General features: G+C 71.2%; 15 protein-coding genes and 1 pseudogene. 5 read left to right on the top strand and 11 right to left on the bottom strand.

Features of this window, described 5'->3' with window-relative positions:
- Positions 1 to 52: 52 nt before the first annotated feature.
- The gene (locus AB0383_RS41660; protein ID WP_364171305.1) at positions 53 to 340 is read left to right on the top strand and encodes a hypothetical protein; all 288 of its coding nucleotides are present in this window, start codon (positions 53 to 55) and stop codon (positions 338 to 340) included.
- Here AB0383_RS41660 and AB0383_RS41655 read toward each other — a convergent pair.
- Both AB0383_RS41655 and AB0383_RS41650 read right to left on the bottom strand, forming a co-directional pair.
- Positions 312 to 968 carry a hypothetical protein gene (locus tag AB0383_RS41655; protein ID WP_364171306.1) on the bottom strand — a complete coding sequence of 219 codons (657 nt, stop codon included), beginning with the start codon at positions 966 to 968 and terminating at the stop codon, positions 312 to 314. The genes AB0383_RS41660 and AB0383_RS41655 overlap by 29 nt on opposite strands.
- 5 nt (positions 969 to 973) lie before the next feature.
- Positions 974 to 1,549 carry an MBL fold metallo-hydrolase gene (locus AB0383_RS41650; protein WP_364171308.1) on the bottom strand — a complete coding sequence of 192 codons (576 nt, stop codon included), beginning with the start codon at positions 1,547 to 1,549 and terminating at the stop codon, positions 974 to 976.
- A gap of 146 nt (positions 1,550 to 1,695) precedes the next feature.
- On the opposite strand from AB0383_RS41650, the gene AB0383_RS41645 reads away from it, so the two are divergent.
- The 3 genes and pseudogenes from AB0383_RS41645 (at position 1,696) to AB0383_RS41635 (ending at position 3,371) form a co-directional block, all read left to right on the top strand.
- Positions 1,696 to 2,583, top strand: coding sequence for a peptidylprolyl isomerase (locus AB0383_RS41645; protein ID WP_364171310.1), 888 nt, complete (start codon positions 1,696 to 1,698; stop codon positions 2,581 to 2,583).
- A pseudogene (locus tag AB0383_RS41640) lies at positions 2,584 to 3,165 on the top strand (aminotransferase class IV); the annotation flags it as partial.
- Between the two features lie 74 nt (positions 3,166 to 3,239).
- Positions 3,240 to 3,371, top strand: a complete 132-nt coding sequence (locus AB0383_RS41635) for a hypothetical protein (protein ID WP_366190185.1) — start codon at positions 3,240 to 3,242, stop codon at positions 3,369 to 3,371.
- A gap of 7 nt (positions 3,372 to 3,378) precedes the next feature.
- On the opposite strand, the gene AB0383_RS41630 is transcribed toward AB0383_RS41635, so the two are convergent.
- Positions 3,379 to 4,158: an enoyl-CoA hydratase-related protein gene (locus AB0383_RS41630; protein ID WP_364171314.1), complete on the bottom strand. Its 780-nt coding sequence runs from the start codon at positions 4,156 to 4,158 to the stop codon at positions 3,379 to 3,381.
- Positions 4,159 to 4,231: 73 nt separating this feature from the next.
- On the opposite strand from AB0383_RS41630, the gene AB0383_RS41625 reads away from it, so the two are divergent.
- Positions 4,232 to 5,095, top strand: a complete 864-nt coding sequence (locus tag AB0383_RS41625; RefSeq protein WP_366190184.1) for an alpha/beta fold hydrolase — start codon at positions 4,232 to 4,234, stop codon at positions 5,093 to 5,095.
- Here the strand turns inward: AB0383_RS41625 and AB0383_RS41620 are convergent.
- The 8 genes from AB0383_RS41620 to ruvC all read right to left on the bottom strand — a co-directional run bounded on the left by AB0383_RS41620 (position 5,071) and on the right by ruvC (position 14,251).
- The gene (locus AB0383_RS41620; protein ID WP_364171317.1) at positions 5,071 to 7,434 is read right to left on the bottom strand and encodes a bifunctional (p)ppGpp synthetase/guanosine-3',5'-bis(diphosphate) 3'-pyrophosphohydrolase; all 2,364 of its coding nucleotides are present in this window, start codon (positions 7,432 to 7,434) and stop codon (positions 5,071 to 5,073) included. The genes AB0383_RS41625 and AB0383_RS41620 overlap by 25 nt on opposite strands.
- 178 nt (positions 7,435 to 7,612) lie before the next feature.
- Complete coding sequence (locus tag AB0383_RS41615; protein WP_364171319.1) at positions 7,613 to 8,131, bottom strand: adenine phosphoribosyltransferase; 519 nt, start codon at positions 8,129 to 8,131, stop codon at positions 7,613 to 7,615.
- A 5-nt stretch (positions 8,132 to 8,136) separates the two neighbouring features.
- Entirely contained in the window at positions 8,137 to 9,390 is a 1,254-nt protein-coding gene (gene secF / locus AB0383_RS41610) for a protein translocase subunit SecF (RefSeq protein ID WP_364171321.1), read from the bottom strand.
- 1 nt (position 9,391) lies between these two features.
- The gene (gene secD / locus AB0383_RS41605; RefSeq protein ID WP_364171323.1) at positions 9,392 to 11,158 is read right to left on the bottom strand and encodes a protein translocase subunit SecD; all 1,767 of its coding nucleotides are present in this window, start codon (positions 11,156 to 11,158) and stop codon (positions 9,392 to 9,394) included.
- A 205-nt stretch (positions 11,159 to 11,363) separates the two neighbouring features.
- Positions 11,364 to 11,795, bottom strand: a complete 432-nt coding sequence (gene yajC / locus AB0383_RS41600; protein ID WP_364171325.1) for a preprotein translocase subunit YajC — start codon at positions 11,793 to 11,795, stop codon at positions 11,364 to 11,366.
- Positions 11,796 to 11,939: 144 nt separating this feature from the next.
- Positions 11,940 to 13,013 (bottom strand): Holliday junction branch migration DNA helicase RuvB, encoded by a 1,074-nt coding sequence (gene ruvB / locus AB0383_RS41595; protein WP_364171327.1) that lies wholly within the window; start codon positions 13,011 to 13,013, stop codon positions 11,940 to 11,942.
- Positions 13,014 to 13,016: 3 nt separating this feature from the next.
- Positions 13,017 to 13,613 carry a Holliday junction branch migration protein RuvA gene (gene ruvA, locus AB0383_RS41590; RefSeq protein WP_364171329.1) on the bottom strand — a complete coding sequence of 199 codons (597 nt, stop codon included), beginning with the start codon at positions 13,611 to 13,613 and terminating at the stop codon, positions 13,017 to 13,019.
- The gene (ruvC, locus tag AB0383_RS41585; protein WP_364171331.1) at positions 13,610 to 14,251 is read right to left on the bottom strand and encodes a crossover junction endodeoxyribonuclease RuvC; all 642 of its coding nucleotides are present in this window, start codon (positions 14,249 to 14,251) and stop codon (positions 13,610 to 13,612) included. The genes ruvA and ruvC overlap by 4 nt, the downstream gene beginning before the upstream one ends.
- Between the last annotated feature and the right edge of the window lie 68 nt (positions 14,252 to 14,319).

Genomic DNA, 14,319 nt, shown 5'->3' with positions numbered 1-14,319 from the left:
GCGGTACGAAGTCCGCGACCGAGGCGAGTACATCCGTACCCGAGGAGGGGTCGTGTTCTCAGCCGTACTGGCGGGACCGCGGGTCACCGTGCACCTGGTCCGGCGGTTGTTCGCGGCGCTGCTGGAGGCGGCCGAGGCCGTCCCGCGGATCGCGAGCGCGCTCGACGACGTGCGGGCGACACTGCGCCACCTCGAGCGCCTGCTCGCCTACGTCGCCGAGGAGCTGCCCGACCTGGCCGACCAGGTGGAGCAGATCCGCGCCCGCGTCGACGGCATGGAGGAAGCGTTGAAGGGCAGCGTCCCTCCAGCAGTCACTCCAGCGTCGCGACGAAGCGGCTGACGGCCTCCATCGGGAACCGCTGGATGTAGCGCCCGGCCGGGGCCGCCGACGCGAGCCGGTACAACGGCCGCTCGGCCACGGCGTCGCCGCGTGCCTCTGACCGCAGCTCGGCGACCAGCAGCTCGGAGAACACCAGCCCGTTGGCCTCGGTGTTGTTCAGCAGTGCGTCGGCGACGCGGCGCAACTGCAACGCACCCAGCTCACGCCCTCCGGTGCCGGCGAACACGGCGAGGTCGACCTTCACGGTCTTGCGCCGCTTGCCCGCGTTCACGAGCAGGCTCACGGTGCGGGTGCCGCGCACGTCGCCGATCACGATGTCGAGCCGCTCCGCCTCGACGAGCCCGATGCGCCGGATGCCCCAAGTGCGCACGACCAGCGTCGTGCCTTCGAGCCAGATCCGGCGGCGCAGCGTGTAGAGCACGATGTACAGCAAGGGAAGCGCCACGACCACCGCGACGATCAGCCCTGCCGGCTGCCCGCCGATCAGCCCGGCGATGCCACCGAACGCCGCGGCCACGATCACCGCGCCGACGAAGCCGGACCACGCGCGCCGGCGGGTGAGCTTCGCGTCCTCGGCGAACAGCGGCAGCCGTTCCGGTGCGCCCTTGACGCCGTCCTGCTCGGTCATGCCCGTCACGCCTCCGCCGCCGTGAGCGCGGGATTGGTCGCGCGCTCGCGCCCGATGGTCGTGGCGGGCCCGTGGCCCGGCAGCACCACGGTGTCGTCGGGCAGGGTCAGCAGCTTCGTGCGCAACGATCTCTCCAGTTCGGCGCCGGAGCCGTCGGAGCGCCCGATCGACCCGGCGAACAGCGTGTCCCCCGTGAGCACCAGCCTGCCACCTTCGCTCGCCCTCACGGCGAAAGCCACCGACCCCGGCGTGTGGCCGGGCACGGCCACGACCTCGAGCGCCAGACCCGCCACTTTGTGCGGGCCTTCGGCCAGCGGCACCGACGGTCGGTCGAACCACTCGCGGTCGGCGGGGTGCAGGTGCAGCGGGAGGTCGTGGCCGGCGGCGCCGGCGACGTGGTCGGGGTGACCGTGGGTGGCGAGCAGCGCGACCGGCGTGAGCCCGTGCTCGGCCAGCGCGGCCGCGAGCGGTTCCGCGGCGTCCTGCCCGGGGTCCACCACCACGCACTCGCCGCCGGGCGCAGGGGCGAGCAGGTAGCAGTTCGCGCGCAGCGGCCCCGCGGCGAACCCGACGACGAGCACCAAACCCCTCCTGTCCCGGCGTTGGCGAAGCGGCGCCGATCACGATCGGATCGAGACTAGCGGCCCCTGTACAGAGTCCTCACAGGCTGTGCCCATACACTGCCGCTACCTCAGACGTGTGACATCGAGCCTGAACTGGAGGGCGGGTGGCGACCAACCAGCAGCGCCGTGAAGCCGCTAAGCGGAAACTCGAGCGGCAGATCGAGCGCCGGCGGGACCGGGCCAAGCGACGCAAGATCGTGGGCGCTGGAGTGGTCGGCGGTGTCGTCCTCATCGTGGCCGGCGTAGTCGTGTGGGTGGTGAACAGCGGCGGTGGCGACGACGCCACCGCGGCCGCCACCCCGCCGCCGTCGAGCTCCGCCCCGCCGGTGCCGACCGTCGGCCAGATCCCGACGCAGCGCACCGCGCTGCCGACGCGGCCGAAGGCCCTGCCGAACCCGACCACGTGCGCGTACCCGGCCGACACGAAGAGCGCGCCGCCGCCGAAGAAGACCACGGCGCCGGACGGCAAGAACGTGTCCTCGCAGGGCAAGGTCGACATCACGATGAAGACCACCGTCGGCGATATCCCGATCACGCTCGACCGCGCGCTGGCGCCGTGCACCGTCGAAGCCTTCGTGAGCCTGGCGAAGCAAGGCTTCTACACCGACACGATCTGCCACCGCCTCGGCGTCACCGACCTGCAGATGCTGCAGTGCGGTGACCCGAACGCGAAGGGCGACGTGGACGCCGACGGCACCGGCGGCCCCGGCTTCACCATCCCGGACGAGTTCATCGACGGCGAGAAGTACGGCCGCGGCATCCTCGCCATGGCCAACACGGGCCAGCCCAACTCGGGCGGCAGCCAGTTCTTCATGGTCTACGGCACCGCCGAGCTGCCGCCGAACTACACCATCTTCGGCAGCATCTCCGACGACGGCCTCAAGGTCCTCGACGCGATCGCCAAGACGGGCATCGGCACCGTCGGCCAGGACGGCGCGACCGGTGAACCGAAGCAGCAGGTCAAGTTCACGGCCGTCAACGTCGCGGCCTGAGTGTCTTTCCCGTTCGAGCTGAACGGCGCTGAACCCGGCGCCGTTCAGCTCGCTCGCGTTCTGGGCGGCTACGGCCACTTCACCGCGATGCAGGTTCGCGACGGCCGGGTCCGCGGCCTCGAGCTGCACCTCACGCGGCTGGTCACGAGCACCCGGCTGCTGTTCGGCAGCGAACTCGACGTCTCCCTGGTCCGCGGCTACGTCCGCAAGCTCGTTGCCGGGCAAGGCGCGCTGTCCGTGCGCGTGCTCATCTCTTCTCAATCCAGCACCGACGACGCCGTGATGACGCCCGAAATCCTCGTCCGCACCGGTCCCCCGCACGAGCACGTCGCCGACCCGATCCGGCTGAAGTCGGTACGGTACCAGCGCGATCTGCCCGAGGTGAAGCACACCGGCACGTTCGGCCTGATCCACCACTCGCGCCAGGCCGTGCTCGCGGGCTACGACGACGCGGTGTTCGTCGACCACAGTGGACATCTCAGCGAAGCGTCCATTTGGAACCTCGGGTTCCTCGAGGGCGACACCGTGGTGTGGCCGGAAGCCGCGGTGCTGCCGGGCATCACCTCCTTGCTGCTGAAGGAACGGCTGCAGCAGCAGGGAGCGGTCGCGCAGGTGACCCGCCCGGTCCACCCCGCGAGCTGCCCGGCTTCGACGCCGTGTTCCTCACCAACTCCGAGACCGTCGGCCGGCCCGTCGCGTCCGTCGACGGGGTGGCGCTGCGCAACGATCCCGCGGCCGCGCAGCTGCTCGCCGAGGCGTACGAAAGCGTGCCCTGGGACGAGATCTGAGCGCGCTTCAGCGGTGCGTGAACTTCGGCGGCCTGCGGTTCAGGAACGCGTCGACGCCCTCCGCGTAGTCCTCGCCGTGCAGTGCGGCGAGGCGGATGGCGTCCACCTCGTCATCGGGCGTCTGCCGGCCCGCGACGATCTTCTCGATAATGCGGTTCATGCCACGGATCGAGGCCTGCGAGCGGGAGCAGAGGGTGTCCACGAAGGCCGCGGTGGCCGCGGCGAGGCCTTCGGCGGCGTGGAGATCGTTGACGAGGCCGATCTCGCGGGCGCGCACGGCGTCGATGAGCTCGCCGGACAGCAGGAGGTACCTGGCGTTCGCGGGGCCGACGAGGGAAACCAGCAGGCGCGTCGAGTCGAAGTGGAAGACGATGCCCAACTTGGCGGGTGTGATGCCGAAGCGCGCGTCTTCCGAGGCGAAGCGGAAGTCGCACGCCACGGACAGCTGGCAGCCGCCGCCGATGCAGTTGCCCTGGATCATGGCGACGGACGGTTTGCGCATCGAAGTCAGGGCGGCCACGGCGCCGTCGACGGCCTTGTCGTAGGTGGCTGCGCCGTCGGCGGTGGAACGCAGGTCGCGGAACTCGCTGATGTCGGCACCGGCCGAGAAGTGCTTGCCCGCGCCCGTGAGCACGAGGACCTTGAGCGCCGGGTCGGCCTCGACCTCAGCCACGACGTCCGGGATCGCCGACCACATGCCGTAGGTGATGGCGTTCATCTTCTCCGGCCGGGCGAACGTCAGCCGCGCGACTTCGCCGTCGCGCGTGAACTCGAATCCGTCGGTCATGCCAGCACCCTAGCGGGATCGCCCTGCGCGAAACCCGCGCCTGTGACCAGCTCCCCGCGCTAGCGTGGCGCCCATGGGGATGATCGAGGTCGACGGCGTGCGGTTCGGCTACGACGAGGCCGGAGAGGGCCCGCCCGTAGTGCTCCTGCACGCCGGGCTCGCCGACCGGCGCATGTGGGACCACCAGTTCGCGGCCTTGGCCGACCACCACCGCGTGATCCGCTACGACCGCCGCGGCCACGGCGACTCGCAGGCGGCCGAAGGCACCGTCTCCCACCACCGCGACCTGCTCGCGCTCATGTCCGCGCTCGGCATCGACCAGGCCGCGCTCGCCGGCTCGTCGATGGGCGGCGCGTACGCGCTCGACGCCGCGCTGGCTGCGCCCGAACGCGTCACTCGTGTCGCGCTCATCGGCGCCGGGTTGTCCGGGCACGAGTGGCCCGAGCCGATGGCGTCGGACAGCCGCGAAGCCATGCTCGCCGCGGTGCCGCTGGAGAAGCTCAAGCGCTACCTGGACCACACCGCCGAACGCATCGACGAGGCGGACGTCCGTGCCATCGCCGAGGCCAACGTCCGCTACCTCGTCGTCGGTCCACATCGGACACGATCAGACGTCGACCAAGGCTTCTACGCCCGGACCCTCGAAATGTGCGAGGGCGTCTACCGCCGCGAGTGGACCGATCCGAAGTGGACGGAGGACGTTCCCGACACCCGGCACCGCCTCGGCGAGATCACCGCACCCACGCTGGTGGTCATCGGCCGGGAAGACGGCTCAGGCCTGCTGGAGCTGGCCGACAAGTTCGAGCGGGAAATCCCCGGCGCAACCCGGCTCGACCTGGCCGACACCGGCCACCTGCCCCCGATGGAGCGCCCCGCCGAAGTGACCGAGGCGCTCCGCTCGTGGTTCGAGGATCAGGAAGCCGATGTGACCCGGTAGACGTCGTACACGCCCTCGACACCCCGGACCACCTTCAGCACATGGCCGAGGTGCTTCGGGTCGCCCATCTCGAACGAGAACCGGCTCACGGCCACGCGGTCGCGCGAGGTCGTGACCGACGCCGAGAGGATGTTGACCTTCTCGTCGGCCAGCACCTTGGTCACGTCCGACAGCAGCCGGTGCCGGTCGAGCGCCTCGACCTGGATGGCGACCAGGAACACCGACGAGGACGACGGCGCCCACTCCACCTCGACCAGCCGCTCGGGCTGGGTACGCAGGTCGTCGGCGTTGGTGCAGTCGGTGCGGTGCACGCTCACGCCACCGCCGCGCGTGACGAACCCGAGGATCTCGTCGCCCGGCACCGGGGTGCAGCAACGGGCGAGCTTGGCCCACACGTCGCTGGCGCCCTTCACGATCACGCCGACGTCGTTGGACCCGCGCCGCCGCGTGACGGTGGACGGCGTGGCCCGCTCGGCGAGCTCCTCCTCCGCCTCGTCGACGCCGCCGATGAGCGCCACCAGCCGCTGCACCACGTGCTTCGCGCTGGTGTGGCCCTCCCCCACCGCCGCGTACAGCGAGGAGATGTCGCCATGGCGCAGCTCCTTGGCGACCGAGCCCATGGACTCCGCCGAGACGAGCCGCTGGATGGGCAGCCCGACCTTGCGGATCTCCTTGGTGATCGCCTCCTTGCCCGCGTCGATCGCCTCGTCGCGGCGCTCCTTCGCGAACCACTGGCGGATCTTCGCGCGCGCCTTCGGCGACCCGGCGAACTGCAGCCAGTCGCGGCTCGGGCCGGCGTTCTCCGCCTTCGAGGTGAAGATCTCGACGTTCTCGCCGTTCTCCAGCTTGCGCTCGAGAGCCACGAGACGGCCGTTCACGCGGGCGCCGATGCAGCGGTGGCCCACCTCGGTGTGCACGGCGTAGGCGAAGTCGACCGGCGTCGAGTCCGCCGGCAGCGTGATCACGTCGCCCTTCGGCGTGAACACGAAGATCTCGCGCGCGGCCAGCTCGTACCGCAGCGACTCGAGGAAGTCACCCGGGTCTGCGGCCTCGCGCTGCCAGTCGAGCAGCTGGCGCATCCACGCGATCTCGTCGACGTCCATCGAGTTGCCGCTGTGGGTGCCCTTGGTTTCCTTGTACCGCCAGTGCGCCGCGATGCCGTACTCGGCGGTCCGGTGCATCTCGTAGGTGCGGATCTGCACCTCGAGCGGCTTGCCGTCCGGCCCGATCACGGTGGTGTGCAGCGACTGGTACACGCCGAAGCGCGGCTGGGCGATGTAGTCCTTGAACCGCCCGGGCACCGGCTGCCACAGCGCGTGGACGACACCCATGGCGGCGTAGCAGTCGCGCACGTCCTCCACGAGGATCCGCACGCCCACCAGGTCGTGGATGTCGTCGAGGTCGCGCCCGCGCACGATCATCTTCTGGTGGATCGAGTAGTAGTGCTTCGGCCGGCCCTCGACCTTGGCGGTGATCCGCGACGACACGAGGTTGCTCGTGAGGTCGGCGATCACCTTGCGCAGGTACGTGTCGCGCGAGGGCGCGCGGTCGGCGACCAGGCGCACGATCTCGTCGTACTTCTTCGGCTGCAGGATCGCGAACGCGAGGTCTTCGAGCTCCCACTTGACCGTCGCCATGCCGAGGCGGTGGGCCAGCGGGGCGAGCACCTCCAGCGTCTCGCGGGCCTTGCGGGCCTGCTTCTCCGGCGGGAGGAAGCGCATGGTGCGCATGTTGTGCAGCCGGTCGGCCAGCTTGATGACCAGCACCCGCGGGTCCTTCGCCATGGCGATGACCATCTTGCGGATCGTCTCGGCCTCGGCCGACATGCCGAGCTTGACCTTGTCCAGCTTGGTGACGCCGTCGACGAGCTCGCCGACCTTGTCGCCGAAGTCGGCCTTCAGCTGGTCGAGCGAGAAGCCCGTGTCCTCCACGGTGTCGTGCAGCAGCGCCGCGACGAGCGTGGTGGTGTCCATGCCGAGCTCGGCGAGGATCGTGGCCACCGCGAGCGGGTGCGTGATGTACGGGTCGCCGGACTTGCGCCGCTGTTCGCGGTGCAGCTCCTCGGCGACGTCGTAGGCGCGCTGCAGCAGCGCGAGGTCCGCGTTGGGGTGCAGCTCACGGTGGATGACGGCGAGCGGTTCGAGCACCTGCTTCACGGGCGCGGCCCGCTGGGCCGTGATCCGGCGGGCCAGACGGGCCCGCACCCGGCGGGTCGCCGACGGGTTGGGCGCGGCCCCGTTCGCCTTCGGCGCCGGCACCGACTGCGCGCTACGCGCACCGGAGCCATCCTTCGCGGGCACCGGCTTGGCGGGCACCGCGGCGTCGAGCTCTTGGCTCACCCGCACCTCCTGCTGCTCGTGCGGCCTTCGAACCCTCAGGGTAGCCGTTCGACCGCGTGGCCACGCCGCCTACGTCCGATCGGCAGGCGGCGCGCCGCCGGGTACCGGCGGAGCCACAGCCTTTTCAACGCCGCGCGAGGACTCCGGCTTCCCGGCCGTTCGCGCTGGTGACGCGGGGTCAGACGACCTGCAGCGCCTCGACCCGGCGACCCGCCAGCACGCCACGCCCACCCAGCGCCGCGAGCTCCAGCACCACCGACACGCCGTCGACCACGGCGCCGGCGTTCTCGAGCAGCTTGGCCGTCGCGGCGACCGTGCCACCGGTGGCGAGGACGTCGTCGATCACGCCGACGCGCCGGCCGGGGTGCACAACGTCGGCCGGCAGTTCCACGCCGGCGGTGCCGTATTCGAGCGCGTAGTCGACCCGGCCGGCCACCGACGGCAGCTTGCCGGGCTTGCGGATGAGCACCACGCCGAGGCCGCGGGCGTACCCGACGGCCGCCGCGAGGAGGAACCCGCGGGCCTCGACGCCGGCCAGCAGCTCAACCCCGGGGCTGAGCGTGCCGGCCAGGGCGTCGACGACCGTGGCGAACCCGGGGCCGTCCGCGAAGAGCGGGCTCAGGTCGCGGAACAGCACGCCGGGCTCGGGAAAGTCCGGCACCTCGGCGATCAGGCCGAGGGCCTTCTCCAGCTCCATCCGGCTCAGCGCTTCCGCTTCGCCGACGACACGCCGCCACCGGTGCGGCGCGGCTTGTTCTGCGGGCGCGCCTTCGGGGTGCGGGCCGGAACGCCGGCCGCCGCGGCCATCGCCTTCTCCTTGCGGAGCTCGGCGGCCAGGGCGTCGTCGTCCGCCGCGTCGAAGTCCTCGCCCGCGGCTTCGCGAGCGGCAGCCTTGGCCCGGCGGGCCGCGACGCGCTGTGCCTGCTGCTGGTACTTCGGCTCACGCATCTTGAGGTCGACCAGCAGCGGCGTCGCGAGCGCGACCGACGACAGCACGCCGACCAGGGTGCCTGTGAGCTGCACGAGCGCCAGGTCCTGCAGCGTGCCCGAGCCGAGCAGGATGTACCCGACGATGAGCAGGCCGAGGATCGGCAGCAGCGCGATGAACGCCGTGTTGAACGACCGCATCAGCGTCTGGTTCAGCGCCAGGTTGGCTGCCTCGGCGTACGTGCGGCGGGTGAGGCCGAGCAGGCCGCGCGTGTTCTCGCGGACCTTGTCGAACACCACCACCGTGTCGTACAGCGAGAACCCGAGGATCGTGAGCAGGCCGATCACCGTCGCCGGCGTGACCTCGAAGCCGACGAGCGAGTACACGCCCGCCGTGACCACGATGTCGTGGATCAGCGAGATCAGCGCGGCCGCGGCCATCCGGGTGTCGAAGTAGATCGCCAGGAAGATCACCACGGCCACGAGGAAGACCGCGAGCGCGATCAGCGCCTGCCGCGAGATCTCGCCGCCCCACGACGCGCTCACCGCGCTGTCGCTGATGGCCTGCACACTCGGCTGGCCGTTGGTGCCCTCCGGCGCCAGGTCGGTGAACAGCTGCTGCTTCACCTTTGCGACCTGGTCGACCGGCAGCGCCTCCGAGCGGATCTGGATCGTCTTCGCGTTGCCGGTGCCGACGCTCTGCGTCTCCGCCGGCTGCTGGCCCAGCGCCTTGGTGAACGACTCGGTCACCTGCGACGTGGTGATCTCGCCGTGCGCACCGCGGGCCGGCAGCTGGATCTGCGTGCCGCCCTCGAACTCGATGCCGAAGTTGAAGCTGCGGATGAACATCGAGAGGATGCAGACGAGCACCAGCGCCGCGAAGAAGATGTACCAGCGCTTGCGCGCGCCGACGATGTCGAACGCGCCCGTGCCGACGTAGAGCCGGTGGAAGACGCTTTCCTTCTTGCCGGACGGGGTGGCCTTGCGGGCGCCCGACTCGGCGTCCGTGCCCAGGTCTTCGACGCCCACGTCAGGCCTCCTTCACGTTCGTGCGACCGACGGCGGTGCGGCCGGCCCGGCGTTCCGAGGCCAGCTGCTGGACGGCACCGAGGCCGAGGTTCCGGGGGTTGGACAGGAACGGGGACTTCGACGTGGACACCATCGCCACCACAGGGTGCGTGACGAGGTAGACCACCACGAGGTCCAGCACCGTCGACATGCCGAGGGTGAACGCGAAGCCCTGCACGTCGCCGACCGCGATCACGTACAGGATCGCCGCGGCGAGGAAGCTCACCGCGTCGGACGCCAGGATCGTGCGCCGGGCCCGGGCCCAGCCGCGCGGCACCGCCGAACGGAACGTGCGTCCTTCCCGGATCTCGTCCTTGAGCCGTTCGAAGTAGATGACGAACGAGTCCGCCGTGATGCCGATGGCGATGATCAACCCGGCGATGCCGGCGAGGTCGAGCGTGTACCCGATCCACCGGCCGAGCAGCACCAGCACCGCGTAGACCAGCAGGCCGGACAGCGCCAGCGACAGGATCGTGAGGATGCCGAGCAGGCGGTAGTAGATCAGGCAGTAGATGAAGACCACGATCAGGCCGATCGCGCCGGCCAGCAGGCCCGCCTGGAGCGAGGCCGAGCCGAGCGTCGCCGACACCGTGGTGGCGTCGGAGGAGTCGAACGACAGCGGCAGCGAGCCGTACTTCAGGACGTCGGCGAGGTTCTTCGCGGTCGCCTGCGTGAACTGCCCGGTGATCTGCGTGTTGCCGCCGAGGATGGCGCCCTGGATGGTCGGCGCCGACACGACCTGGGTGTCGAGCACGAACGCGGCCTGCTGGCCGACGTTGGCCGCGGTGAAGTCACCCCAGGTCTTGCTGCCGGTGCCGTTGAACGTCAGGTCGACGATCCACTGGCCGCGCTGCTGGTCGTAGCCCGAGTTCGCGCCGGAGATCTCGGTGCCGGGCAGGAACTGCGGGCCGAGCACGTACTTCGTCGCGTCCTGGTCACCACAGGCGACCAGCGGCTTGTCCGAGAGGTCGTTGCCCTCGAGCGGGTCGGCGACGTTCGGCGCGCAGGTGAGCGAAGCCAGCGCGGCTTGCTGTGCGGCCTGCGCCTTCGCCTGGTCGGTCGAGGCCAGGTCCGGGTTCTGCCGGATCGCCTGCGCCTGCTGGATCGGCGTCTTCGCCTGGTCGCCCGCGGCCGGCGGGGTGTTCGAGGCCGGCGGGGCCGACGGCGTGGTGCTCGGCGGCTGCTGGGCCGGGGCACCGGCCGCGCCACCGCCGCCGTTCGGCGTGCTCGAGGGCGCGCCCGTGGCGGAAGGCGGGGCCGAGGGGGCGCCGGAGGACGGCGGCGCCGACGGGGTGCCCGAAGCCGGCGGAGCCGCCGGGTTGCCCGAAGCGGGCGGCGCGGCCGGGGTGTTCGGCTGCGAGGTGATCACCTTGCGGAAGCCGAGCTTCGCGGTCTGGCCGAGGGACTTCGCCTGGTCACCCTGCGCGCCCGGGACCGTGATGACGACGTTGTTGCCGTCGAGCACGACCTCCGTGCCGGCGACACCGATGCCGTTCACACGGGTTTCGATGATCTGGCGCGCCTGGTTCAGCGAGTCTCGCGTGGGCTGGCCGCCGTCCGGCGTCCGCGCGGTGAGCGTGACCCGGGTGCCGCCCTGCAGGTCGATGCCGAGCTTCGGTGTGGGCTTGCCGCTGCCGGTGAAGAACACCAGGGCGTAGAGCACGACCACGATCAGGGCGAAGAAGGCGAGATAGCGTCCCGGGCGGAGATGCCCGGCCGATGGTGCCACGGTGCTTCGGTCTCCTCGGACTGGGTGGACCCCAACTGGTTCGGTGAGCGAGCCGGGACGGTGCTCCCGGCACGCTGCTGGGCATGACTACGGCGGCGGACACGCACGCAGCACCGAGACACTACTCGGTGCTGCGTGAGCCCTGCGTTCGCCCGTACCGACTTTCGTCGGCTACGCGCGTGTCACTGCCCGGGGAAGAAGCAGGTTACTTCTTGCCGTGCTCCAGCGGGGGCGCGATCTGCGCACCGGACTTCTGGCCGTCGTCCTCGATGGACTCCTGGGCGGGCGCCTCGGTGGTGGTGGAAGCGACGCCACCGGAGGTCTCCTCGACCTCGGCCGAGTCGGCTTCGACGTCGGTCTCGTCGGTCTCCACGGCCGGGTTGACCTTCTCGCGGACCGCGATGCGCAGCCACGTGGTGACGACGCCCGGGGCGATCTCGATGTCGATCGTGTCGTCGCCGGAAGCGTCGGCGACGGTGCCGTAGAGGCCCGAGGTGGTCATCACGCGGTCGCCGGGGGCGATGCTCTTCTGCAGGTCCTGCTGGGCTGCCTGCTGCTTCTTCTGCTTGCGGGTACCGAGGACGAGCGGCACGGCCACCACGACCAGCAGCAGCAACGGCAGCAGTAAGTTGTTCATGACTCTCCATTCGACGGACGTCACGTCGTCGGTGCTTACGTCCGGTTTTGACGGATGTGCTGTCTTCGAGTGTGCCAGGTGCTCGCGAATTCGCCAGCACCCACCGTCCGTTGCGCTCCCGCCGGCCGGTGTCCGACGTCCCCGTCAGCCCTGGTCGAACAACGAGGGACCGCCCTGGTCCGGCCGCCCTGCCTCAGGCGGCGGCACCAGGCCGAGGTGCTCCCACGCGGCCGCGGTCGCGACCCGGCCACGCGGAGTGCGGGCGAGCATACCCGCGCGGACCAGGTAGGGCTCGCACACCTCTTCCACCGTGGTCGCCTCCTCACCGACGGCGACGGCGAGCGTCGAGACGCCGACCGGTCCCCCGCCGAACGAGCGGGTCAGCGCACTGAGCACGGCCCGGTCCAGCCGGTCGAGGCCCAGTTCGTCCACGTCGTAGACCTTCAGCGCCGCACGGGCGACGTCCCTGGTCACGTTGCCGTCGGCGCGGACTTCGGCGTAGTCGCGGACTCGGCGCAGCAGGCGGTTCGCGATCCGGGGCGTACCGCGCGAGCGGCGGGCGATCTCCGAACAGCCGTCACGGTCGATGGGGATGTCGAGGATCGTCGCGGCGCGGCGCACGACGAGTTCCAATTCGGCGTCGGTGTAGAACTCCATCTGGCCGGTGAAGCCGAAGCGGTCACGCAGCGGCCCGGTGAGCGAGCCGGAGCGCGTGGTGGCCCCGACCAGCGTGAACGGCGCGATTTCGAGCGGGATGCTCGTGGCGCCGGGCCCCTTGCCGACCACGACGTCGACGCGGAAGTCCTCCATCGCGAGGTACAGCATCTCCTCGGCGGGCCGGGCGATGCGGTGGATCTCGTCGATGAACAGCACGTCGCCGGGCGCGAGGTTGGACAGCATCGCGGCCAGGTCGCCCGCGCGTTCCAGCGCCGGACCGGACGTGATGCGGATGGCCGCGCCGAGCTCGGCGGCCACGATCATCGCCATGCTCGTCTTGCCGAGGCCGGGCGGGCCGGACAGCAGCACGTGGTCGGGCGGCACCCCACGGCGGCGGGCGCTCTCGAGCACCAGCTCCAGCTGCTCGCGCACGCGGGGCTGGCCCACGAACTCGTCGAGCTTGCGCGGCCGCAAGGTCGTCTCGACCTCGCGCTCGCCGTTCTGTGAGAGAGCGGAGAGTGTCTCGTCGTCCGCTTCGAACTCCGTCACTTCGTGGTCCATCGGCTACCGCTTGCGCCCGAGGGTGGCCAGCGCCGAACGCAGCACCGTCGCGGTGGTGTGCCCGTCGCCTTCGGCCAGCACGCGGTCCACGGCCTGCTCGGCCTGCTTGGCCGGGAAACCCAGCCCTGCCAACGCTTCCACGACCTCGGCGCGCAGCGCGCCGGGCGCGGACACCGCCGGCACCTCGCCGGTGCCGGCGAGTGCGGTGACCTTGTCGCGCAGTTCGAGGCTGAGCCGTTCGGCGCCCTTGCGGCCGATGCCGGGCACCTGCGTGAGGACGGTGATGTTGCCTTCCACGAGCGCGGCGCGCAGCTTGTCGGGCTCCAGCACGGCGAGCGTGGCGAGCGCGAGCCGCGGGCCGATGCCCGACACGGTCTGCAGCAGGCCGAACAGCTCGCGCGCGTCTTCGTCGGCGAACCCGAACAGGGTCAGCGAGTCCTCGCGCACGACCAGCGCGGTGTGCAGCCGCACCTGCTCGCCGCGGCGCAGCGTCGCGAGCGTCGCCGGGGTGGCCTGCACGGCGAAGCCCACGCCGCCGACCTCGACCACGACGTGGTCCAGGCCGACGGACAGCACTTCACCGCGTACGGAGGAGATCATCGGGGTGCTCCAGTGTCGTCCAGCTTGCTCGGGATCCGGCGGGCCGTGCGCCGCACCGGGGTGCGGGTGGCGGCGCCCGCCTGTTTCGCGGCTGCCGCCAGCTTGGCCTTGTGCGCACGGGCCAGCTCGGCCGCGCGCGCCTCGGCCTCGGCGAGGCGAACGCGCATCGGCTCGCGCCAGAGGTGGCAGATGGCCAGCGCCAGCGCGTCGGCCGCGTCGGCGGGGTGCGGCTTCACCTCGAGGTTGAGCAAGCGCATCACCATACCGGTGACCTGCGCCTTGTCCGCGCGGCCCGACCCGGTGACCGCGGCCTTGACCTCGCTCGGGGTGTGGAACACGACCGGCAGCCCGCGCCGGGCCGCAGCCAGCGCGACGACGCCGCCCGCCTGCGCGGTGCCCATGGCCGTGCGGACGTTGTGCTGCGCGAACACGCGCTCGACGGCGATCGCCTCGGGCTTGTAGCGGTCCAGCCAGACCTCGACCTCGTCGGCGATGCCGAGGAGCCGGTGGGCGAGATCGTCCTCCGGTGGGGTGCGCACGACGCCGACGGCCACCGCGCGGACGACCCGGCCCTTGCCACCGTCGACCACGCCGAGACCGCACCTGGTCAGACCGGGGTCGACCCCGAGCACCCGCACACCTTCTCCTTCGCCCGCGCGAACATCCGTTCGAGATGCAGGCTACTGGGCGGGGGCCCGGCAGGATG

It is taken from the genome of Amycolatopsis sp. NPDC051373 (assembly GCF_040689465.1).
Classification (GTDB): Bacteria; Actinomycetota; Actinomycetes; order Mycobacteriales; family Pseudonocardiaceae; genus Amycolatopsis.
Note: the sequence above shows the minus strand (reverse complement) of the source record. Positions and strands in the feature narration are given on the sequence as shown.